This window comes from Allorhizobium sp. GW101-3B10 (assembly GCF_059424725.1).
Window position 1 is genome coordinate 1 of record NZ_JBWKZR010000001.1, and the last position, 17900, is coordinate 17900.

General features: G+C 62.9%; 17 protein-coding genes and 2 pseudogenes. 16 read left to right on the top strand and 3 right to left on the bottom strand.

The window, feature by feature from the left end; genetic code table 11:
• From AC07Y0_RS00005 to AC07Y0_RS00050, 10 genes and pseudogenes are all read left to right on the top strand, one after another.
• Positions 1-737: molybdopterin dinucleotide binding domain-containing protein (locus AC07Y0_RS00005; protein ID WP_498673293.1), on the top strand; the 737-nt coding region annotated here is incomplete at its 5' end.
• Positions 734-2272, top strand: a complete 1539-nt coding sequence (narH, locus tag AC07Y0_RS00010; protein WP_498673296.1) for a nitrate reductase subunit beta — start codon at positions 734-736, stop codon at positions 2270-2272. The genes AC07Y0_RS00005 and narH, both read left to right, overlap by 4 nt.
• On the top strand, positions 2272-2985 hold the full coding sequence (gene narJ, locus AC07Y0_RS00015) for a nitrate reductase molybdenum cofactor assembly chaperone (protein WP_498673298.1): 714 nt from the start codon (positions 2272-2274) through the stop codon (positions 2983-2985). The genes narH and narJ overlap by 1 nt, the downstream gene beginning before the upstream one ends.
• Positions 2986-2995: 10 nt before the next feature.
• A complete protein-coding gene (narI, locus tag AC07Y0_RS00020) occupies positions 2996-3712 on the top strand; it encodes a respiratory nitrate reductase subunit gamma (protein WP_498673300.1) in 717 nt (238 codons plus the stop codon).
• A 4-nt stretch (positions 3713-3716) separates the two neighbouring features.
• On the top strand, positions 3717-4634 hold the full coding sequence (locus AC07Y0_RS00025; protein WP_498673301.1) for a peptidylprolyl isomerase: 918 nt from the start codon (positions 3717-3719) through the stop codon (positions 4632-4634).
• Between the two features lie 110 nt (positions 4635-4744).
• Entirely contained in the window at positions 4745-5416 is a 672-nt protein-coding gene (gene can, locus AC07Y0_RS00030) for a carbonate dehydratase (protein ID WP_498673304.1), read from the top strand.
• Between the two features lie 43 nt (positions 5417-5459).
• Positions 5460-6689, top strand: a complete 1230-nt coding sequence (locus tag AC07Y0_RS00035) for a molybdopterin molybdotransferase MoeA (protein WP_498680147.1) — start codon at positions 5460-5462, stop codon at positions 6687-6689.
• Entirely contained in the window at positions 6686-7234 is a 549-nt protein-coding gene (locus AC07Y0_RS00040; RefSeq protein WP_498673306.1) for a DUF2478 domain-containing protein, read from the top strand. The genes AC07Y0_RS00035 and AC07Y0_RS00040 overlap by 4 nt, the downstream gene beginning before the upstream one ends.
• Positions 7224-8261: a GTP 3',8-cyclase MoaA gene (gene moaA, locus AC07Y0_RS00045; protein WP_498673308.1), complete on the top strand. Its 1038-nt coding sequence runs from the start codon at positions 7224-7226 to the stop codon at positions 8259-8261. The genes AC07Y0_RS00040 and moaA overlap by 11 nt, the downstream gene beginning before the upstream one ends.
• A 2-nt stretch (positions 8262-8263) precedes the next feature.
• Positions 8264-8500, top strand: a pseudogene (locus AC07Y0_RS00050) (molybdopterin-binding protein); the annotation flags it as partial.
• 539 nt (positions 8501-9039) lie between these two features.
• Here AC07Y0_RS00050 and AC07Y0_RS00055 read toward each other — a convergent pair.
• Together AC07Y0_RS00055 and AC07Y0_RS00060 are read right to left on the bottom strand one after the other, a co-directional pair.
• Positions 9040-10413, bottom strand: coding sequence for an ATP-binding protein (locus AC07Y0_RS00055; RefSeq protein WP_498673310.1), 1374 nt, complete (start codon positions 10411-10413; stop codon positions 9040-9042).
• Entirely contained in the window at positions 10410-11075 is a 666-nt protein-coding gene (locus tag AC07Y0_RS00060) for a response regulator transcription factor (protein WP_498673312.1), read from the bottom strand. Before AC07Y0_RS00060 ends, AC07Y0_RS00055 begins: the two co-directional genes overlap by 4 nt.
• Before the next feature lie 122 nt (positions 11076-11197).
• Here AC07Y0_RS00060 and dsbD point away from each other — a divergent pair, with 122 nt between their 5' ends.
• From dsbD to AC07Y0_RS00090, 6 genes and pseudogenes are all read left to right on the top strand, one after another.
• Positions 11198-13054, top strand: a complete 1857-nt coding sequence (dsbD, locus tag AC07Y0_RS00065) for a protein-disulfide reductase DsbD (RefSeq protein ID WP_498673313.1) — start codon at positions 11198-11200, stop codon at positions 13052-13054.
• Entirely contained in the window at positions 13051-13872 is an 822-nt protein-coding gene (locus AC07Y0_RS00070; RefSeq protein ID WP_498673316.1) for a prolipoprotein diacylglyceryl transferase family protein, read from the top strand. The genes dsbD and AC07Y0_RS00070 overlap by 4 nt, the downstream gene beginning before the upstream one ends.
• Positions 13873-14577 carry a L,D-transpeptidase gene (locus AC07Y0_RS00075; RefSeq protein WP_498673318.1) on the top strand — a complete coding sequence of 235 codons (705 nt, stop codon included), beginning with the start codon at positions 13873-13875 and terminating at the stop codon, positions 14575-14577.
• Positions 14577-15185, top strand: coding sequence for a DsbA family protein (locus AC07Y0_RS00080; RefSeq protein WP_498673320.1), 609 nt, complete (start codon positions 14577-14579; stop codon positions 15183-15185). The genes AC07Y0_RS00075 and AC07Y0_RS00080 overlap by 1 nt, the downstream gene beginning before the upstream one ends.
• Before the next feature lie 347 nt (positions 15186-15532).
• A pseudogene (locus AC07Y0_RS00085) lies at positions 15533-16402 on the top strand (MBL fold metallo-hydrolase); the annotation flags it as partial.
• A complete protein-coding gene (locus AC07Y0_RS00090) occupies positions 16399-17190 on the top strand; it encodes a sulfite exporter TauE/SafE family protein (protein ID WP_498673322.1) in 792 nt (263 codons plus the stop codon). The pseudogene AC07Y0_RS00085 and the gene AC07Y0_RS00090, both read left to right, overlap by 4 nt.
• Before the next feature lie 155 nt (positions 17191-17345).
• Here AC07Y0_RS00090 and AC07Y0_RS00095 read toward each other — a convergent pair whose 3' ends face one another.
• Positions 17346-17804 (bottom strand): DUF302 domain-containing protein, encoded by a 459-nt coding sequence (locus AC07Y0_RS00095; RefSeq protein WP_498673324.1) that lies wholly within the window; start codon positions 17802-17804, stop codon positions 17346-17348.
• Positions 17805-17900: the final 96 nt, after the last annotated feature.

Sequence of the window (17900 nt, forward strand, 5' to 3'; positions counted from 1 at the left end):
AGATCATCTCCTCCCCAACCTGGTCGGGCATTGAATCGGACACGGTTTGCTACAATGCCGGCTATACCAACGTCCACGAGTTGATCCCGTGGCGCACCCTGACCGGCCGCCAGCAGCTCTATCAGGATCACCTGTGGATGCGGGCCTTCGGTGAAGGTTTCTGCGTCTATCGACCGCCGATCGACACCAAGACCGTCAATCCGGCGATCGAGGCCAAGTCGGACGGCAAGCCGCACCTGGTACTGAATTTCATCACACCGCACCAGAAGTGGGGCATCCACTCCACCTATAGCGACAACCTGATGATGCTGACGCTCAATCGCGGCGGCCCGGTGGTCTGGATTTCCGAACCGGACGCCAAGAAGGCCGGCATTGCCGACAATGACTGGCTTGAGGTCTACAACGCCAACGGCGCCATCGTCGCCCGCGCAGTTGTTTCCCAGCGCATGAAGGACGGAACGATCTTCATGTATCACGCCCAGGAAAAGATCGTGAACACGCCCGGTTCGCCGATCACCGGCCAGCGTGGCGGCATCCACAACTCGGTCACGCGGGTGATCACCAAGCCGACCCACATGATCGGCGGCTACGCCCATCAGGCTTACGGTTTCAACTACTACGGCACGGTCGGCTCCAACCGGGACGAGTTCGTCGTGGTCCGCAAACTCGACAAGGTGGACTGGCTGGAAGGGCCGCACACCGAAAGCACCCCATACAACAAGGAGCCGGCAGAATGAAGATCCGCGCGCAAATCGGCATGGTCCTCAACCTCGACAAGTGCATCGGGTGTCATACCTGCTCGGTCACCTGCAAGAATGTCTGGACCAACCGCGAAGGCGTTGAATACGCCTGGTTCAACAATGTCGAGACCAAGCCCGGCATCGGTTTCCCCAAGGAATGGGAAAACCAGAAGAAGTGGAACGGCGGCTGGGTGAGGAAGTCGAACGGCAAGATCGAGCCGAAGATGGGCGCCAAGTGGCGCATCCTCGCCAAGATTTTCGCCAATCCGGACCTGCCGGAAATCGATGACTATTACGAGCCCTTCGACTTTGACTATGGCCACCTGCAGACAGCCGGCGAAAGCCGCGCCATGCCGACGGCACGGCCTCGCTCGATGATCACCGGCGAGCGGATGGAAAAGATCGAATGGGGTCCGAACTGGGAGGAGATCCTCGGCGGCGAGTTCGAGAAGCGCTCGAAGGACTACAATTTCGAGGGCATCCAGAAGGAGATCTACGGCCAATTCGAGAACACCTTCATGATGTACCTGCCGAGGCTGTGCGAGCACTGCCTCAACCCGACCTGTGCGGCGGCCTGCCCGTCGGGGGCGATCTACAAGCGCGAGGATGACGGCATCGTCCTGATCGACCAGGAAAAATGCCGGGGCTGGCGCATGTGCGTCTCCGGCTGTCCCTACAAGAAGATCTACTACAACTGGAACTCGGGAAAATCCGAGAAGTGCATCTTCTGCTATCCTCGCATCGAGGCCGGCCATCCGACCGTTTGCTCGGAAACCTGCGTCGGGCGCATCCGCTATCTCGGCGTCATCCTTTACGATGCCGACCGGATCTCGGAGGCCGCATCCACGGCGAATGAGCAGGACCTATACGAGGAACAGCTCAAAATCTTCCTCGATCCCAACGATCCTGCCGTCATCGAGCAGGCGCGCAAGGATGGCATTCCGGATGCCTGGCTGGAAGCGGCGAAACGGTCGCCGGTCTACAAGATGGCGATGGACTGGAAGATCGCTTTCCCGCTCCACCCGGAATACCGCACGCTGCCGATGGTCTGGTACATCCCGCCGCTTTCGCCGCTGCAGTCGGCGGCCCAGTCGGGCAAACTCGGCATGGACGGCCCGCTGCCGGATGTGCGGTCGCTGCGCATCCCGGTTCGCTATCTCGCCAACCTGCTGACGGCCGGCAAGGAAGCCCCCGTGATCTCGGCACTGGAGCGCATGCTCGCCATGCGCGCCTACATGCGCTCGAAGACCATCGACGGCGTCATCGACACGTCGATCGCCGCCAAGGTTGGCATGAGTGCCGAGATGATCGAGGAAATGTATCACATCATGGCGATCGCCAACTACGAGGACCGCTTCGTCATTCCGACCACGCATCGCGAGGTGACCGAGGACGCCTATGACGTTCGTGGCTCCTGTGGCTTCTCCTTCGGCAATGGCTGCTCGGGCGGCACGTCGGACAGCGACCTCTTCGGTGCCAAGCGCCGCAAGGTGGTCCAGACCCCGACCGATCTCTTCAAGGAGCATGTCTGATGCACAAGGCACTGAAGGCAATATCGCTGTTGCTCAGCTATCCGACCGAGGAACTCATCGCGGGGGCGCCGGAGCTCAAGACGGCGCTTGACGCCGATGACGCGATCTCCCGGGAGGTTAGGCTGCTGCTTGGCCGCCTGATCGACGATCTCGCCGGACAGGACCTCTACGACGCTCAGGAGCGCTACGTGTACCTGTTCGACCGTAGCCGGTCGCTCTCGCTGAGCTTGTTCGAGCACGTGCATGGCGAAAGCCGCGACCGTGGGCAGGCCATGGTCGACGTGAAGACCATGTACGAGGACCAGGGCTTCGAAATCGACGCAAAGGAATTGCCGGACTATCTGCCGCTGTTCCTCGAATTCCTTGCTACCCTGACAACGGAAGAGGTCGATGACCTCCTCGCCCAGACCGGCCATATCACGGCGGCGATCGGCGAGCGGCTGCGGAAACGGGAATCGGTCTATTCCAACGCATTTGCTGCTCTCGGCCTCGTATCGAAAAGCAAGCCGGACCAGAAGCTCCTGAAGGAGCTTCTGGACGGCGCCGAGGACGATCCGAACGACCTCGAAGCGATGGACCGCATCTGGGAGGACGAGGTCGTCACTTTCGGCGGCAATGCGGGTGACAACAGCTGCGGCCCTGACCGGCTGCGCACACAGATGAGGGCCGCGGCGCGCAAGCCGAACGATCCCTTGAACACGATACCGGTTTAGGAGGGCGGACATGTCTGACTTTTTCAATTCACTCTGGTTCGGCATCTACCCATACATCGCGCTCGTGGTGCTGATCCTCGGCTCGATCATCCGCTATGACCGCGAGCCCTATACATGGCGCTCGGGGTCGAGCCAGCTCTTGCGTCGCAGGCAGCTAATCTGGGGCTCGGTGCTCTTCCATCTCGGCGTGCTGTTCATCTTCGCAGGCCACTTAGTCGGCCTGCTGACGCCGATCGTGATCTTCGACACGCTCGGCATCAGCCACAGCGCCAAGCAGACGCTGGCGGTGGTTGCCGGCGGCATTGCCGGTACCATGGCGATCGTCGGCGCGACGCTTCTCGTCCATCGCCGGCTATTCGATCCGCGCGTCAGGGCATCGTCGAGCACGACCGACACGCTGATCATCATCCTGCTTTGGGTCCAGCTCTTCCTTGGGCTCTCGACCATCCCGACCTCGCTTGCCCATCTCGACGGCCATGAAATGGTGAAGTTTATGAACTGGGCCCAGGGTATCTTCACCTTCAACCCGGAAGCAGCCTCCTACGTCGCCGACGCGGCGCTGGTGTTCAAGCTGCACCTCTTCCTCGGCCTGACGATCTTCCTGCTCTTCCCGTTCACCCGGCTGGTTCACATGCTGAGCGCGCCGGTGCGCTATCTCTGGCGCCCGGGCTATCAGGTCGTCCGGCAGCGGAACGGCAGTTCCGTCAATCGCGCTCCGGCGGAGTAAGCCCATGGTCACGCTCTTCAACAATGCGGACAAGGGTTCGACCGCTTCCGAAGTGTCCGGGAAGAAGGACAGCTATTCGACCTACCAGGAACCGGACACCCGCATTCCACCCAAGGCCCGGCCGGTGCTCGACGCCGTCTCGGTCAACGGCGTGGAAATCGATGAAAGCGAGATCCTCGCCGAGGCGCAGAACCATCCGGCCGAAAACCCGGGGGCGGCACTTCTGGCGGCGGCAAGGGCGCTGGTCGTGCGCGAACTCCTTCTGCAATGGGCGGTCGAACTGAACCTTGCGCCTGCGCGAGAGGAAACGGCGGATGGGCGTCATGAAACCGACGAGGACGCAGCCATCCGAATGTTGATCGAGAGAGAGGTTACGGTTCCATCGGCCACGGCGGAGGAGTGCCTGCGTTTCTACGAGAACAACCGGGCGAAATTCCGCAGCGAACCGATCTTCGAGGCGAGCCATATCCTGATCGCCGCCGATCCTGCGGACCAGCGCGCGCGCGATGCGGCCCGTAACGACGCGGAACGTCTGGCGGCTGTCCTCGTCGAGCACCCGAGCGAGTTTGCAACGATGGCGCGAACCCATTCGGCCTGTCCCTCGGCCGCGCAGGGCGGCAATCTCGGCCAGTTGACCCGTGGCAGCACGGTTGCGGAGTTCGAGCGTTGCCTTGCCCGGATGGAGGAGGGCCAGATTACCTCCGCACCGGTCGAAAGCCGGTTCGGCTTCCACATCATCCGGCTGGAACGGCGGATTGATGGTGAACAACTGCCGTTCGACTTCGTGCAGGACCGGATCGCCGGTTGGCTCGAAGCCTCCGCCTGGTCGAAAGCCGTATCGCAGTTCATCGCCATCTTGGCGGCAGACGCAACCATCACCGGGATCGATGTGCTCGGTGCCGACGGACACTTGATGCAGTGATGCAATGGCGATGACGGAAGGAAGCGGCAAGGCGAAGCGGGCAGGATCCGGGATGTCGCGCGAAGCCTTGGCCGACCCGCCGGAACGGACGTCAGGGCTGGAGTACCCCGATGCTTTCTGATCTCTTCGAACACAATGTCCGCTGGGCGTCGGCGAAATGCGCCGAGGACCCGCATTATTTCGACAGGCTGTCGGCATTGCAGCGACCGGAATATCTCTGGATCGGCTGCTCCGACAGCCGGGTTCCCGCCAATGTCATCACCGGGCTTGAGCCGGGCGAGGTCTTCGTCCATCGCAACGTCGCCAACCTCGTCCACCGGGCGGACCTCAACCTGCTGTCGGTGGTGGAATTTGCCGTGGAGACCCTCGAGGTCAAGCACATCATCGTCTGCGGACACTATGGCTGCGGCGGGATCCGCGCCGCCATGGATGGGCAGCGGCATGGCATCATCGATCACTGGCTGCAGCCGATCCGCGACGTGGCGGAAGCGAACTGCGCGGAGCTATCGAGGATTGACGAGACGGAAGAGAAGCTGAATCGGCTCTGCGAACTGACGGTCGCCTCGCAGGTGGCCAGTCTGTCGCAGACACCGATCCTGCAATCAGCCTGGAAGGGGGGGCGTCCGCTCACGATCCACGGCTGGATCTATGGTCTGAAGGATGGTCTGCTCCGCGACCTTAAATGCGATTGCGACAGAAGCGCCGCTGCGTTTCGATGCGACGAGGCGAACGCGCCGGGCTTTGCGCGAGATGGAAAGGTGCCCCATGCCTGTCATGCCTAGAGCCGCCTGCAACTGCGACCTTCAACCGGCCGGCTCCGACCTGATGTCGGTGGAGAGGGCTATCGAAATCGCGGTCGGCATGGCAAGGCCGATCACCGGGGCGCAAGAGGTCGCCCTCCCGTTCGCCCGTGGCCGGATACTCGCGGCGGATCTGCATGCGCCGCGGGCCATGCCGGCTTTCGACAATTCCGCCATGGACGGCTTTGCCGTGCGGCTTCAGGATATTCGGGGAACGGGGCCGTGGCGATTGCCGGTCGTAGGCACAATCGCGGCCGGCGCTGCCCTGGGGCTGGCCGGAGTTGCTGTCGACGCGGCCTTGCGTATCTTCACCGGCGCGCCGGTTCACGCTCTCTACGATGCCGTGGTGATGCAGGAAAACTGCGACGATCAGGGCGAGCATGTATGGATTTTTACCCGCCCGGCGATGGGCGAGAACATACGTCGCGCAGGCGAGGACATTGGCGCCGGCGCCCTTCTCGTAAGGCAGGGCACGATTATCGAGGCGCGCCATATCGGGTTGCTCGCGGGCAATGGCCATGCTTCGATCCAGGTGAGGCGCCGACCACGGATCGCGGTGCTGTCCACCGGCGATGAACTCGTCGATGCGGGCAGCGGCAGCGCAAGCATCCATGACGCCAATCGGCCCATGCTGCTTGCATTGTGCGAAGGGCTCGGTGCGGAGGTGACGGATCTCGGTATCTGTGCCGACGATCTCGGCGCCATGACCAGGCTGCTGCGCGCGAACGCGACGCAATTCGACATGATCCTCACCTCGGGCGCGGCTTCGGTCGGAGGCCGGGACTTCGTTCGGCCGGCCCTTCACGCGGCCGGCGGATCGGTGGAGGCCTGCCGGGTGGCCCTGAAGCCCGGAAAGCCGGTCTTTTTCGGCCGGCTCGGCGATGCCTTGCTGACCGGGCTGCCTGGCAATCCGCTGTCGGCCTATATGGGATTCCAGCTCTTTGTCGCCCGGCAGATTGCCGCGATGCTGGGCTTTTCGCGAGGTGAAATGTCGGTCGAGAAGGCAGTGGCCGGCTTCGGCTGGAAGCGGAAGGCAGGTCGCGCGGAATATCTGCCGGCGCGTATCGTCGCGCATGATGCTTCCGGCCGCCCGATCGTCGAGCGCCTCGGCCACGGCGGCTCCGCCTCGTTGATGCCGCTTTCCCAGGCCGACGGCGTCGCCGTTCTCGATGCGTCGTCAATCGAAGGCGCATGCGGTACGCCCATTCCCTGGTTCCCCTTTTGCAGGCGCGAATTCGCATGGAGGAGCATATGACCGATTTCGCTATACCGCTCCAAGCCGCCATTCGGGTCGAAAAGGACCGGCCGGTCGACGATATCTTCGGGGCGGTGGCCGAGCTGTTGCGGGCCGAAGGGCTGATTGTCACCGGCTTCCTTCAATGGGAACGCACGGACGACGGCGCGTGCTGCGGCCGGATCGAGCTAGAGGATCTGGCCAGCGGTGAGCGGCATGTGATATCGCAGGCGCTCGGCCCGGGTGCGCGCGGTTGCCGGCTCGATCCGCAGGCCCTGGCAGACGTGGCCGGGCGCCTCCTGTCCGGTCTGGAGAACGATCCAGATCTCTTGATCCTCAACCGCTTCGGCAAAGGCGAGGCCGAGGGGGAAGGTTTTCGTGCCGTGATGGAGGAGGCCTGCGCACGGGACATTCCGGTGCTGATCGCGGTGCGGGAAAGCTATGTCGAGGCCTGGGAGCGGTTCGCGGGAGATCTCGGGCTCCTCCTTCCACCCGACCTGGACGTGGTCGTCGACTGGGTCCGTCGGGCGGTTGCAGCGGCCGGGAGACTTCGCGATGCGGCATGAACGGCATATCGCGACCGGCACGGGAGCAACACACTTCCCCCTGGTCGATCAGTTCGGCCGGCAGGTCACCTATCTTCGGCTTTCCGTGACGGATCGCTGCGATCTTCGCTGCACTTACTGCATGGCCGAACACATGACATTCCTGCCGCGCCAGGATGTCCTGTCCCTGGAGGAGCTATACCGGCTGGCTCGAGTCTTCATCCGCGGGGGCGTGCGCAAGATCCGGCTGACCGGCGGAGAGCCGCTGGTGCGCAAGAATATCCTTCAGCTGTTCAGTCTGCTCGCGCCGCACCTCGAAGGCGGCGAGCTCGATGAGGTGACGCTGACCACCAACGGCACGCTGCTTTCGCGTTATGCCGAAGCCCTGTTTGCAACAGGTGTGCGCCGCGTCAACGTCTCGCTCGACAGTCTCGATGCCGGCAGATATGCGCGGATAACCCGGTGGGGCCGGCTGGATTCGGTTCTGAAGGGTATCGACGCAGCGCTTTCCGCCGGTCTCAAGGTCAAACTCAACGCGGTTGCCATGCGGGGTGACTTCGAAAGCGAAGTGGACGATCTCATCGGCTTCGCGCATGGGCGAGGCATGGACCTCACGTTGATCGAGGAGATGCCGCTTGGGCAGACCGGACACGATCGCAGCCAGAGCTTCCTTCCCCTTGATCATCTGCGCCGGTCGCTTGCCGGGCGGTGGACGCTTGTTCCGATCGATGACCGGACCGGAGGTCCGGCCCGCTATGTTCGCGTTGCCGAAACCGGCGGGCGGCTTGGCTTCATCACGCCGCTATCTTGCGATTTCTGCGCAAACTGCAATCGGGTGCGGGTGAGCTGTGCCGGCGATCTCTTCACCTGCATGGGGAGCGAGGGCACGGTCGGGCTTCGCCAGGCGTTGCGCGGCGAGGATCCGGAGGCAACCGTTGGTGGCCTGGTCCGGGATTCGCTTGGTCGCAAGCCGAAGGGACATTCGTTCGAAATCTCGCGCCAGGCCGTCAGCGGACTGGCGCGCCATATGTCGGTTCTAGGAGGATAGAAATGCAGATTGCGATCGTTACCGTATCGGATCGCGCCAGTCGCGGAGGATATGAGGATCTGTCGGGTCCCTTGACCGAGACATGGCTGGCGCGCGCGATAAAGTCGCCCCACAGGCTGACGAAGCGGATCATCCCGGATGGTTTTGTCTCCGTTCGCGATGAACTGATCGATCTCTGCGACCAGAATCGCTTCGACCTGATCCTGACTTCCGGAGGTACCGGCCCAGCAGCGCGTGACTTTGTAGGGGCGGTTGGGTGTTGCCCCGATCGTCATTAAGCGGTGCCTAAGAGGCAGCGCGAGAGATATTGGCAATTTGATCTTTGCCCGCGCGCGAAAGTTCTATAATTATGCTTACGCCGCAGAAGGCCAGTTGCAAGGTCTCTGGAAGTGGGATTTAGACAAGTCTCTGTGCAATCAGGCCCCCGCAACCAGTCAGACATAAATCAATAACCGCTTCCGTCTAACGGGGGCGGTTTTTGCGTTTCTGGCCTTCGCTGTCACTGCATCGTGACCACACTCTTTCGGGCCATCTCGCTGACATCAGCGAGCACGACTGGGCCAGCGACGCCTTGCTCGTGGCTCTGCAACTGGATTGGACCGGCTCTCCTTCTGATTTCTATCTCGAGCCAAACGCGGTGTGCCAGGAGCCGGCGTGACCTCGTCGTGCTGTTCCCCGCGGTAAAGAGCCTTGGAGCGGAAAAGTGGTACATGCGATTATTCCGCCCTGCAGCGAAACGGCATTTCCACAAAAACATGCCATGCATCGGATGTGGAGGTTAGGTAACACACCGTTTCAGCGTCACCGCCACTGACAAGCCGCCCTGTGCGCGATTGCTGAAATCAAGGTGTCCGTCGAGGCGGTCGATCGCCATCTGGACGATGGATAGTCCAAGGCCGCTCCCTGACGGTGCGCTTAACGGCCCCCGGTAGAAGCGATCGACCGCCCGATTTTGCTCGGCTGCGGACATGCCGGGTCCTACATCGTTGATTTCGATCGTCAGGCAATTGTCCGCGACGCGCACCGTGCAGGTGGCCTCCGTTCCCGCGGGCGCATGCTGGAGCGCATTTTCCAGCAGATTTCGCAAGACCAGCCGCAACAGGGTCCGATCGGTCGCAATACGCAACGTGCCCTGCTCGACATCCGACCGCACCGTGATCTGCACGTCACGCTGAACTGCCACCGGCGACAATTCTGTCGAAAGCTCCTCTAGCAGTCGCGGCACGTCGACCTGGTCGCACGTGACGACATCTTCCCGCGCATCGACGCGCACCATGTCGATCAACTGGCGCACCATGCGGCTTGTGCGGTCCACGCTGCTGAGAATCTGGCTGAGCGCCTGGCGGCGGGTGTCTGGATCCTCACTGCGCATGGCTATCTGCGCCTGGGTCCTGAGACCCGCCAGCGGGGTTTTTAGTTCATGGGCAGCGTAGGCGGTGAAGTCACTTTCCCTCGTACGCGCATCTTCGACGCGCCGGAAAAGGTTGTTCAAGGCGGCTATCATCGGCCGGATCTCGCGGGGCGCGGGGGCCTCGGGGAGGGGATGAAGCTCGGTCGCGGATCGAGATGAGAGACTGGCCGCGATGCGGTTCAGCGGGGCAAGTCCGCGACCGACGCTCAACCAGATGAGCAATGCCAGCATAGGCAGGATCACCAGGGCCGGAAGCAGCAGGCCCTTGATCACGTCGCCCACCAGCCGATCGCGGATTTCGAGGCTGTCACCGACCAGGACGCGGACCCCGAGCGTCGGATTGATCACGGCAAAGACCCGCCAGCGCTCGCCGTTGATCTCGGTTTCGGCGAAACCTTCCCGGTGATCGGCGAGGGAGGTGGCCGGCGCGCTTTCGGACCGGCTGACAAGCGTTCCCTGCAAGGACCAGATCTGGCAAGACAACTGGCGGCTATATCCTTCCCCCTGCTCGAACACTCCGCCGGCTTCCCGCGCGTTGGCGGCATCAACAGCGGCGGCCACATCGATATGGTGGTCGGTGATCAGGGAACTCACCATGCGCGCGGCTTCGGTCAGGCGGGCATCGAGTACCCGCTCGACCTCGGCCTGGGTATTCACGTAGGTCCAGATTACTGCGAAGAGCCAGACCGCACCGGTGGTGGCGAGCAGGATGGCGAAAAGCCTGAGGCGGATCGAGGTCATGACGCTTCGTCCTTCAGCCGGTAGCCGACGCCGCGGACGGTTTCGATCAGTTCGGCTCCGAGCTTGGCGCGGATCTTGTGTACGTGGACCTCGACCGTGTTGCTCTCGACGTCCTCCTGCCAGCCATAGAGCTTTTGCTCCAGCGCCGTCTTGGACTGGATCGTGCCGGGATTGTCCATCAAGGCCTGCAGGATGGTGAATTCCCGCCGGGACAGCGGCACGGTCCGGTCGTCCTGCTCGGCGCTCATGCGCGCCGGATCGAGGGTGACACCACGCCATTGCGGCCGGCTTTCAGCCCGTCCTTGCGCCCGGCGGATGATGGCGCGCAGACGCGCGGCCAGTTCGTCGAGATCGAAGGGCTTGCCGAGATAGTCGTCGGCGCCGGCGTCGAGACCGGCAATGCGGTCGCCGACCTCGTCGCGGGCAGTCAGCAACAGGACCGGTGTGCGCCCGCCGGAGGCGCGCAGTTGGGCAAGCACATCGAGACCGGAGCCGTCGGGCAGCATCAGATCGAGCACGATTGCATCGAAGCGGTTGACGGCAACGGCTTCGCAGGCGTCCGCAACGCAGCCGACCGCGTCGACGGTGAAGCCGAGCATGTTCAGTCCGACCTTCAAGCCATCCGACAGCACCTCGTCGTCCTCAACCACCAGTAGACGCATCACACCTCCGTGAACCTGACCTTGGCGCCCTCAATGCGCCGCTCACCTTAAGCCTGCCTTAAGGCGGCGGGCCGATCCGTGTCCCGAACAACAAATGGTCCGCCGCCGGAAGGACACAAGGCATGCACTATTCGAAACTCTTCATAGGGCTACTCTTTTCGGCGTTTTTTGCCAGCCCCGCCGCAGCGCTCGAGCGGCCGCTCGACATGGACAAGGCATTCGTCTTCAGCGTTGAGCGAAGCGAGGATGGCCGGGTTTCCCTCAATTGGGAGATTCACAAGGGCTACTACCTCTATCGCGAATACCTTGCCGCCACGACCCCGGACGGCAAGCCTGTCGTACTTGAAACCGGGCCCGGCACGCTCAAGGATGATCCCGGCTTCGGAAAGGTCGAGGTCTACTTCGATCATGCGGTGGCGCTTGCCTCGACGGACGCTTCGGCGTTCGAGGTCACCTACCAGGGATGCCAGGAGGAGGGCATCTGCTATCCACCGACGACGCGCAAGATAGATCTTGCCGCCTTTGCGACGGAGGGCGGCCGCAAATGGACGCCGACCCGGTCGGCTGACTCGGCAGGCTTGACGCCGGTCTCCGGTGAGACGCCGGCGATAGCGGTCGAAACGCGCTCGGGCGACACAGGAACTGGATTTTCAACGGCTACGCCGCCGTCCGGCGGCATGGCGGAGGGCTTCCTCGCCCGTGGCGGCGTGCCGCTGTTGCTGACTGCCTTTCTCGGCCTCGGCATGCTGCTCGCATTCACGCCTTGTGTCTTCCCGATGTATCCCATTTTGGCTGCGACCCTGGCGCGCGAGGGCGACCGGTTGACGGCGCGGCGCGGTTTCACACTCTCCCTCACCTATGGGCTGGGGCTTGCGACTGCCTTCGGCATGCTCGGTCTGCTCGCTGCCTGGTCCGGGCAGAATCTGCAGTTCGCCCTGCAGTCGCCGGTGACGATCGCCCTCACTGCCATGCTCTTCGTCGCCCTCGGCCTTGCCAGCTTCGGGCTGTTCGAATTGCAGTTGCCGTCCGTGGTCACCCGGCGGTTTGCGGGGAAAAGGACGTCCGGCTCCGGATCGATCGGCTCCGCGGCGGCGCTTGGCTTCACCTCCGCCCTGATCATCGGGCCTTGCGTCACCGCGCCACTCGCTGGCGCCTTGCTCTATATCGCGCGCTCCGGCGACCTCGTTCTTGGAGCCGCGGCCCTCTTTGCGCTGGGGCTCGGTAAATCCGTTCCGCTCGTCGTGATGGCCACGTTCGGCTCAGGCTTGCTGCCGCGTGCCGGTGCCTGGATGGAGCGCATTCGCCAGCTCTTCGGTTTCTTGTTTATCGCCACGGCCATCTGGCTAGCAGAGCCGCTGCTGCCGGCGGCAGGAATTCTTGGGCTCTGGTCGGCCCTGCTTGTTACCTTCAGTGTGTTTATCGGCGCTTTCGACAGCCTGCGCCCCGAGACTGGTGCGCTGCCACGCCTTGGCAAATCTGTGGGCCTGCTCTCGGCCCTGTATGGCGCCGTGCTTGCCGTCGGGCTTGCGGCGGGAGCGACCGATCCCCTCGCGCCGCTCGCATCGTTCTCGGCGAGCAGGGCCGTCCTGTCCCCGGCCGGTCTCTCAAAGAAGGATTTCGCTACGGTCGCATCCGCTCACGAGCTCGAAGCTCTGCTCGCCGCTGGTGCCAAGGGCAACAGGCCCGCTCTCGTCTATGTCACGGCCGATTGGTGCGTCAGTTGCCGAACGATCGAAAGAAACGTGCTGTCGCGACCCGAGGTCGCCCAGGCACTGGCCGGCTTCGATCGACTGAGCGTGGATCTCACGACAAGCAATACGGATCTCGCGGGCTTGATGAAGTCGCTTGATGTCGTCGGTCCGCCGACCATGCTGTTCTTCGATGGGCCTGCGGAAGTCGCGGAGACCCGGCTTGTCGGCGAGGTCGACAAGGCCGATCTGGTCCTGTCTGCCGGCCAGGCAAAGGCGGCCCTGCAATGAACGCGATTTCGATCGGTCCGTTTGCCTTCGACGTCGAAAGACTGGCCGCCATTCTCGGCATCGGCGTTTTCCTCGCTCTGGCAAGTCTTTTGTCCTCCCGCGCCGGCAGCCGTCTCGGTCTCTGGTCGACGATGACGCTCGTGCTGGGCCTGATCGGCGCGCGCGCCGACCACGTCCTGTCGCATCTGGAGAGCTTTTTCGTCGAACCGTGGCGCATCCTGGCCTTCTGGCAGGGCGGCTTTTCGGCGACCGGGGCCCTGGCCGGCATCTTGATCGCGGCCGTGCTCGTGCTCCGGCGGTCAGTCCGTCTGCTGCCATGGGCGGCCGGCAGCCTGGCGGCCGGCGCGCTCGTCTGGTTCTCGACCATTGCGCTCCTGGGTACCAGTGCCGCCATCGCTGCTCCCGTCACCCGGCTGGCGATGCTGGATGGCCGCTCCATCGTCCTTTCCGAGCGCGCCGGCCGTCCGCTTGTCGTCAATCTCTGGGCAAGCTGGTGTCCGTCCTGCCGGCGCGAAATGCCGATGATGGCGGAGATGGCGCGCAGCCATCCGAAGGTCGACTTCGTCTTCGCCAACCAGGGGGAGGCGGCCGCCCGCATCGCGGACTATCTCACTGACGCCGGCATCGCGATCGAGGCAGTCATCGCCGACCAAACCGCGCTCCTGTCGCGGCACTACGGTGCGCCGGGCCTGCCCGCGACGCTTTTCATCCATCCCGACGGCACGCTCGCCGCCTCCCATCTCGGCGAAATTTCGCGCGAGAGCCTGTCGGAACAGATCAGCAAAATTGCAGCTCCGCTTGCGGAAAGGGACATATGAATGCGTAAATCCAACCAACCGGGACCGTTGAGCCGGGTGCGACTGCTGGCCCTGCCCGTAGTCCTGCTATCCCTGTCGGCCTGTGTCCAGACGACCCGGCCAGCCGTCGAGCCGGACGTGGTGAAGGTCGACCCGTCGGTGGCCAGCATGTATTCGGCAATCGACGACGGCGGAAACCTGATTCCGGCGGTGGACGCTACGAAGATCGCGTCGAAGAATGTCCGACAGGTGGTCGACTACCAGACGAAGGAACCAACCGGCACCATTGTCGTCGATCCGCATGCCCGTTTCCTCTATCTCGTGATGGGGAATGGCAAGGCCATGCGTTATGGCGTTGGCGTCGCCAAGGCCGGCCTCGAATTCGTCGGCGAGGCGGACATGGCCCGCAAGGCGCAATGGCCGGGCTGGACGCCGACCCAGGACATGATCAAGCGGGATCCCGAGCGCTACGAGCCGCTCGCCAAGGGATTGCCGGGCGGGCTCAAGAACCCGCTCGGTGCGCGTGCGCTCTATCTCTACAAGGGCGGGCAGGACACGCTCTATCGCATCCATGGAACCAACGAGCCCTGGTCGATCGGCAAGTCCGTCTCGTCCGGCTGCATCCGCATGCTCAATCAGGACATCATCGATCTGCACCGCCGCGTGCCGAAGGGCTCGCGCGTCGTCGTGCTCGGCCCCGAACAATCTGGAAAAGGAGAAATCTGATGGTCACCCGCAGAAACCTGATCAATGCCACGCTTGGCACCTTGGCCCTGACGACCCTCATCCCGCGTCTCTCGTTTGCACAGGACGTCACCAAGGAGGAGATCTACTTCGACAAGGACGCCCCGGTGCTCGGCAATCCGAAAGGCGATGTCACCCTCGTCGAGTTCTTCGACTATCAATGCCCCTACTGCAAGAAGTCGCATCCGATGGTGAAGAAACTGGTCGAAGAGGACGGCAATATCCGCCTGGTTCTGAAGGACTGGCCCGTCTTTGGCGGGGCGTCGATCTTTGCCGCCCAAGCGGTTCTCGGAGCTGCTCAGATCGGCCAATATGAGAAGGCGATGGAGGCATTGATGCGCACGTCCGGCAAGCTGACTGAAGAGGTCGTGGAAGGCTCGCTGACCGGCGCCGGTCTGAAAATGAAAGAGATTGCCGCGGCGGTGAACAAACACAATGGCAAGATCTCCGGTCTGCTCGACCGCAATTACAATCAGGCGCTCGCCCTGAATTTCGTCGGGACACCTTCCTTCGTCATCGGCTCGCATATCTATCCAGGCGTGCTGGACGAAAAGGGGCTCAAGGAGGCCATAGCCATGGCGCGCGGCTGATCTGCCTGGCCCGCCGCGCGTAGGTTTCTCTCTATGGGGGGACCGGGCGACCAAAAAGCGTCACCGGCACTGCCGAGAGCCAGCCTGTCGGCGAAGGTCACCGGGGGCGGGGCCATTGGGAGAGGCGGCGTCACGAAAGCTGCCCTTTCTATCCTGGGGGTCTAGATAATTCATTTATTCGTTATTACGTATTGTCGTATATACATTTCGCTGAGAGTCGTAGCTTCTTGTTGTGATGCCATACCGCGCCACGGAGCGGTCGAGACTCGGAACCGCCCGAGGAGCAACGATCGGACTGGAGGACATAGACACAACCGTGAGTCAGGAAGGAACCAAGCATGACCGCAAAGCCTGATGTGAAGGGCTTCTTCGACAAGCGCACGTTCAGCGTCCAGTATGTTGTCAGCGACCCGGCGACCGGTAAATGCGCGATCATAGACCCGGTGCTCGACTATGACGAAAAGTCCGGCACCACCGGAACCGATAATGCCGATGCGCTGCTCGACTATATCGCCGCGCAGGGGCTGACGGTCGAATGGATCCTCGATACGCATCCGCATGCCGATCACTTTTCTGCGGCCCACTATCTGAAGGGCAAGACCGGCGCGCCGACGGCGATCGGCGCGCATGTCGTCGATGTCCAGGAACTGTGGAAAGGCATCTACAACTGGCCGGACTTTCCCGCCGACGGTTCGCACTGGGATCGCCTGTTTGCAGCCGGCGACAGCTTTTCGATCGGCGAACTGCAAGGCCGGGTGCTGTTTTCTCCCGGTCATACGCTGGCCTCCATCACCTATGTGATCGGCGACGCCGCCTTCGTCCACGACACGCTGTTCATGCCGGACAGCGGTACGGCGCGCGCCGATTTTGCCGGCGGCAGCGCCAAGCGGCTGTGGGCCTCGATCCAGGAGATCCTGTCGCTGCCCGACAAGACGCGTCTGTTCACCGGTCACGACTATCAGCCGGACGGCCGCGAACCGCTGTGGGAGACCACCGTCGCCGAACAGAAGCGCAGCAACCCGCATATCGCCGGCAAGGATGAAGCCGCCTTCGTGGCGCTGCGCGACAAGCGGGACAGGAGCCTTCCCATGCCGAAGCTGATCCTGCCTGCGCTTCAGGTCAACATCCGCGGCGGCCGCCTGCCGGAGCCGGAGGCCAATGGCGAGCGCTATCTGAAGATACCGATCAACGCCCTGTCAGGGGCGGCGTGGGAATGATCGAAGTCATTCCTCAGGGCGTGGCGGCGATAGCTTCGGGAGGGCTGGTGGGGTTCACCCTCGGCCTGATCGGAGGCGGGGGCTCGATCCTCGCCACGCCTCTGCTGCTCTATGTCGTCGGCATATCCCAGCCGCATGTGGCGATTGGCACTGGCGCTCTGGCCGTGTCGATCAACGCCTACGCCAATCTCATCGGACATGCCCGCAAAGGACATGTCTGGTGGCGCTGCGCCATGGTCTTTGCTGTGACAGGAACCGCGGGGGCGCTCGCCGGCTCGAGCCTCGGAAAGACGTTCGATGGGCAAAGGCTGCTTTTTCTGTTCGGCCTTTTGATGCTGGTCGTGGCCGCCCTGATGCTGCGGTCGCGGACCACCGTCGCCTCGAACATCGTCAAGACGGATCGCCTGACCTGCTGGAAGACGGCCGCCGTGGCACTGGTCGCCGGCGCTGCCTCCGGCTTCTTCGGTATCGGCGGTGGTTTTCTGATCGTGCCCGGCCTGATGCTTTCGACCGGCATGCCGATGATCCATGCGGTCGGGTCGTCACTGCTCGCCGTCGGCACCTTCGGCCTGGCGACAGCCCTCAACTACGCCGTTTCGGGCCTGATCGACTGGCCGATCGCCGCCGAATTCATCGGCGGCGGCGTGATCGGCGGCCTTGGCGGCATGCTGCTCGCCACCCGTCTGGCGACGAAACGGAACCTGCTCAACCGGATCTTTGCCGTACTGATCATCGTCGTGGCACTCTACGTGCTCTATCAAAGCCGCGGCGCAGTCGCATTGCCGTGACAGGAGCGGCAGACCGAGCGCACAAGAAGCGCCAGCCGGCTGGCCTTGGACTTTGGTGCCGCCGTGTTTTCAAGGCATGCAGATCTGACGGCCTTCGCCTTCCAACGAGGTTGAATGCCCATCCGGCATATTGGGTCGTATAGGACGACTGCCCACTATTGCCCGGCGGCTTCGCCGGCGATTTCTTCCAGCAGAGTGTTGACCTCGTCACGTCCCCCGCCGTCCGGCAGGCGGCGAAAGCCGAGCGTGACCTTGCCAGCATCTTCGGCGGACTCGTAGGCGAACAGCACATAGGGGCAGTAGGCGATATTGGCGATATCCTCCTCCATCGCCTTTCGCGATACCGTGGCAGAGCAGAACTGCAGGATTTCCGCGGCCTTGTAGAGAGGTTTGGCGCCGGCGATATCCCCGGCCGTTCGAGCCAGCATGTCGCCGATATGGCCGTGATAATCGACCACATAGCCGCGGTTCACCACTGCATCCTCAAGGTCGGCGATGACCTCGGCGAAGGGGGCTTCCGTCGTAAAGGTCGTGACGTCGTCCTGCGCTCGGGCAAACGAGGTGCCGAGCAACAGGGCAGACGCGGCGAGAATTGCGGATGTCAGCAGGCGCATGCGATTTCCTCCCAAAAATCGGATCTGAGAAAGCAGCTTAGCCCGAGTTGTAGAAATATGCAAAAAAAGATATATGTTTGGTCTTGCGGGAGGAAT

Excerpts from the sequence above, each read along its gene's own strand:
- narH (WP_498673296.1), top strand. The coding sequence starts at position 734 with ATGAAGATCCGCGCGCAAATCGGCATGGTCCTCAACCTCGACAAGTGC.
- narJ (WP_498673298.1), top strand. The coding sequence starts at position 2,272 with ATGCACAAGGCACTGAAGGCAATATCGCTGTTGCTCAGCTATCCGACC.
- narI (WP_498673300.1), top strand. The coding sequence starts at position 2,996 with ATGTCTGACTTTTTCAATTCACTCTGGTTCGGCATCTACCCATACATC.
- AC07Y0_RS00025 (WP_498673301.1), top strand. The coding sequence starts at position 3,717 with ATGGTCACGCTCTTCAACAATGCGGACAAGGGTTCGACCGCTTCCGAA.
- can (WP_498673304.1), top strand. The coding sequence starts at position 4,745 with ATGCTTTCTGATCTCTTCGAACACAATGTCCGCTGGGCGTCGGCGAAA.
- AC07Y0_RS00035 (WP_498680147.1), top strand. The coding sequence starts at position 5,460 with ATGTCGGTGGAGAGGGCTATCGAAATCGCGGTCGGCATGGCAAGGCCG.
- AC07Y0_RS00040 (WP_498673306.1), top strand. The coding sequence starts at position 6,686 with ATGACCGATTTCGCTATACCGCTCCAAGCCGCCATTCGGGTCGAAAAG.
- moaA (WP_498673308.1), top strand. The coding sequence starts at position 7,224 with ATGCGGCATGAACGGCATATCGCGACCGGCACGGGAGCAACACACTTC.
- AC07Y0_RS00055 (WP_498673310.1), bottom strand. The coding sequence starts at position 10,413 with ATGACCTCGATCCGCCTCAGGCTTTTCGCCATCCTGCTCGCCACCACC.
- AC07Y0_RS00060 (WP_498673312.1), bottom strand. The coding sequence starts at position 11,075 with ATGCGTCTACTGGTGGTTGAGGACGACGAGGTGCTGTCGGATGGCTTG.
- dsbD (WP_498673313.1), top strand. The coding sequence starts at position 11,198 with ATGCACTATTCGAAACTCTTCATAGGGCTACTCTTTTCGGCGTTTTTT.
- AC07Y0_RS00070 (WP_498673316.1), top strand. The coding sequence starts at position 13,051 with ATGAACGCGATTTCGATCGGTCCGTTTGCCTTCGACGTCGAAAGACTG.
- AC07Y0_RS00075 (WP_498673318.1), top strand. The coding sequence starts at position 13,873 with ATGCGTAAATCCAACCAACCGGGACCGTTGAGCCGGGTGCGACTGCTG.
- AC07Y0_RS00080 (WP_498673320.1), top strand. The coding sequence starts at position 14,577 with ATGGTCACCCGCAGAAACCTGATCAATGCCACGCTTGGCACCTTGGCC.
- AC07Y0_RS00090 (WP_498673322.1), top strand. The coding sequence starts at position 16,399 with ATGATCGAAGTCATTCCTCAGGGCGTGGCGGCGATAGCTTCGGGAGGG.
- AC07Y0_RS00095 (WP_498673324.1), bottom strand. The coding sequence starts at position 17,804 with ATGCGCCTGCTGACATCCGCAATTCTCGCCGCGTCTGCCCTGTTGCTC.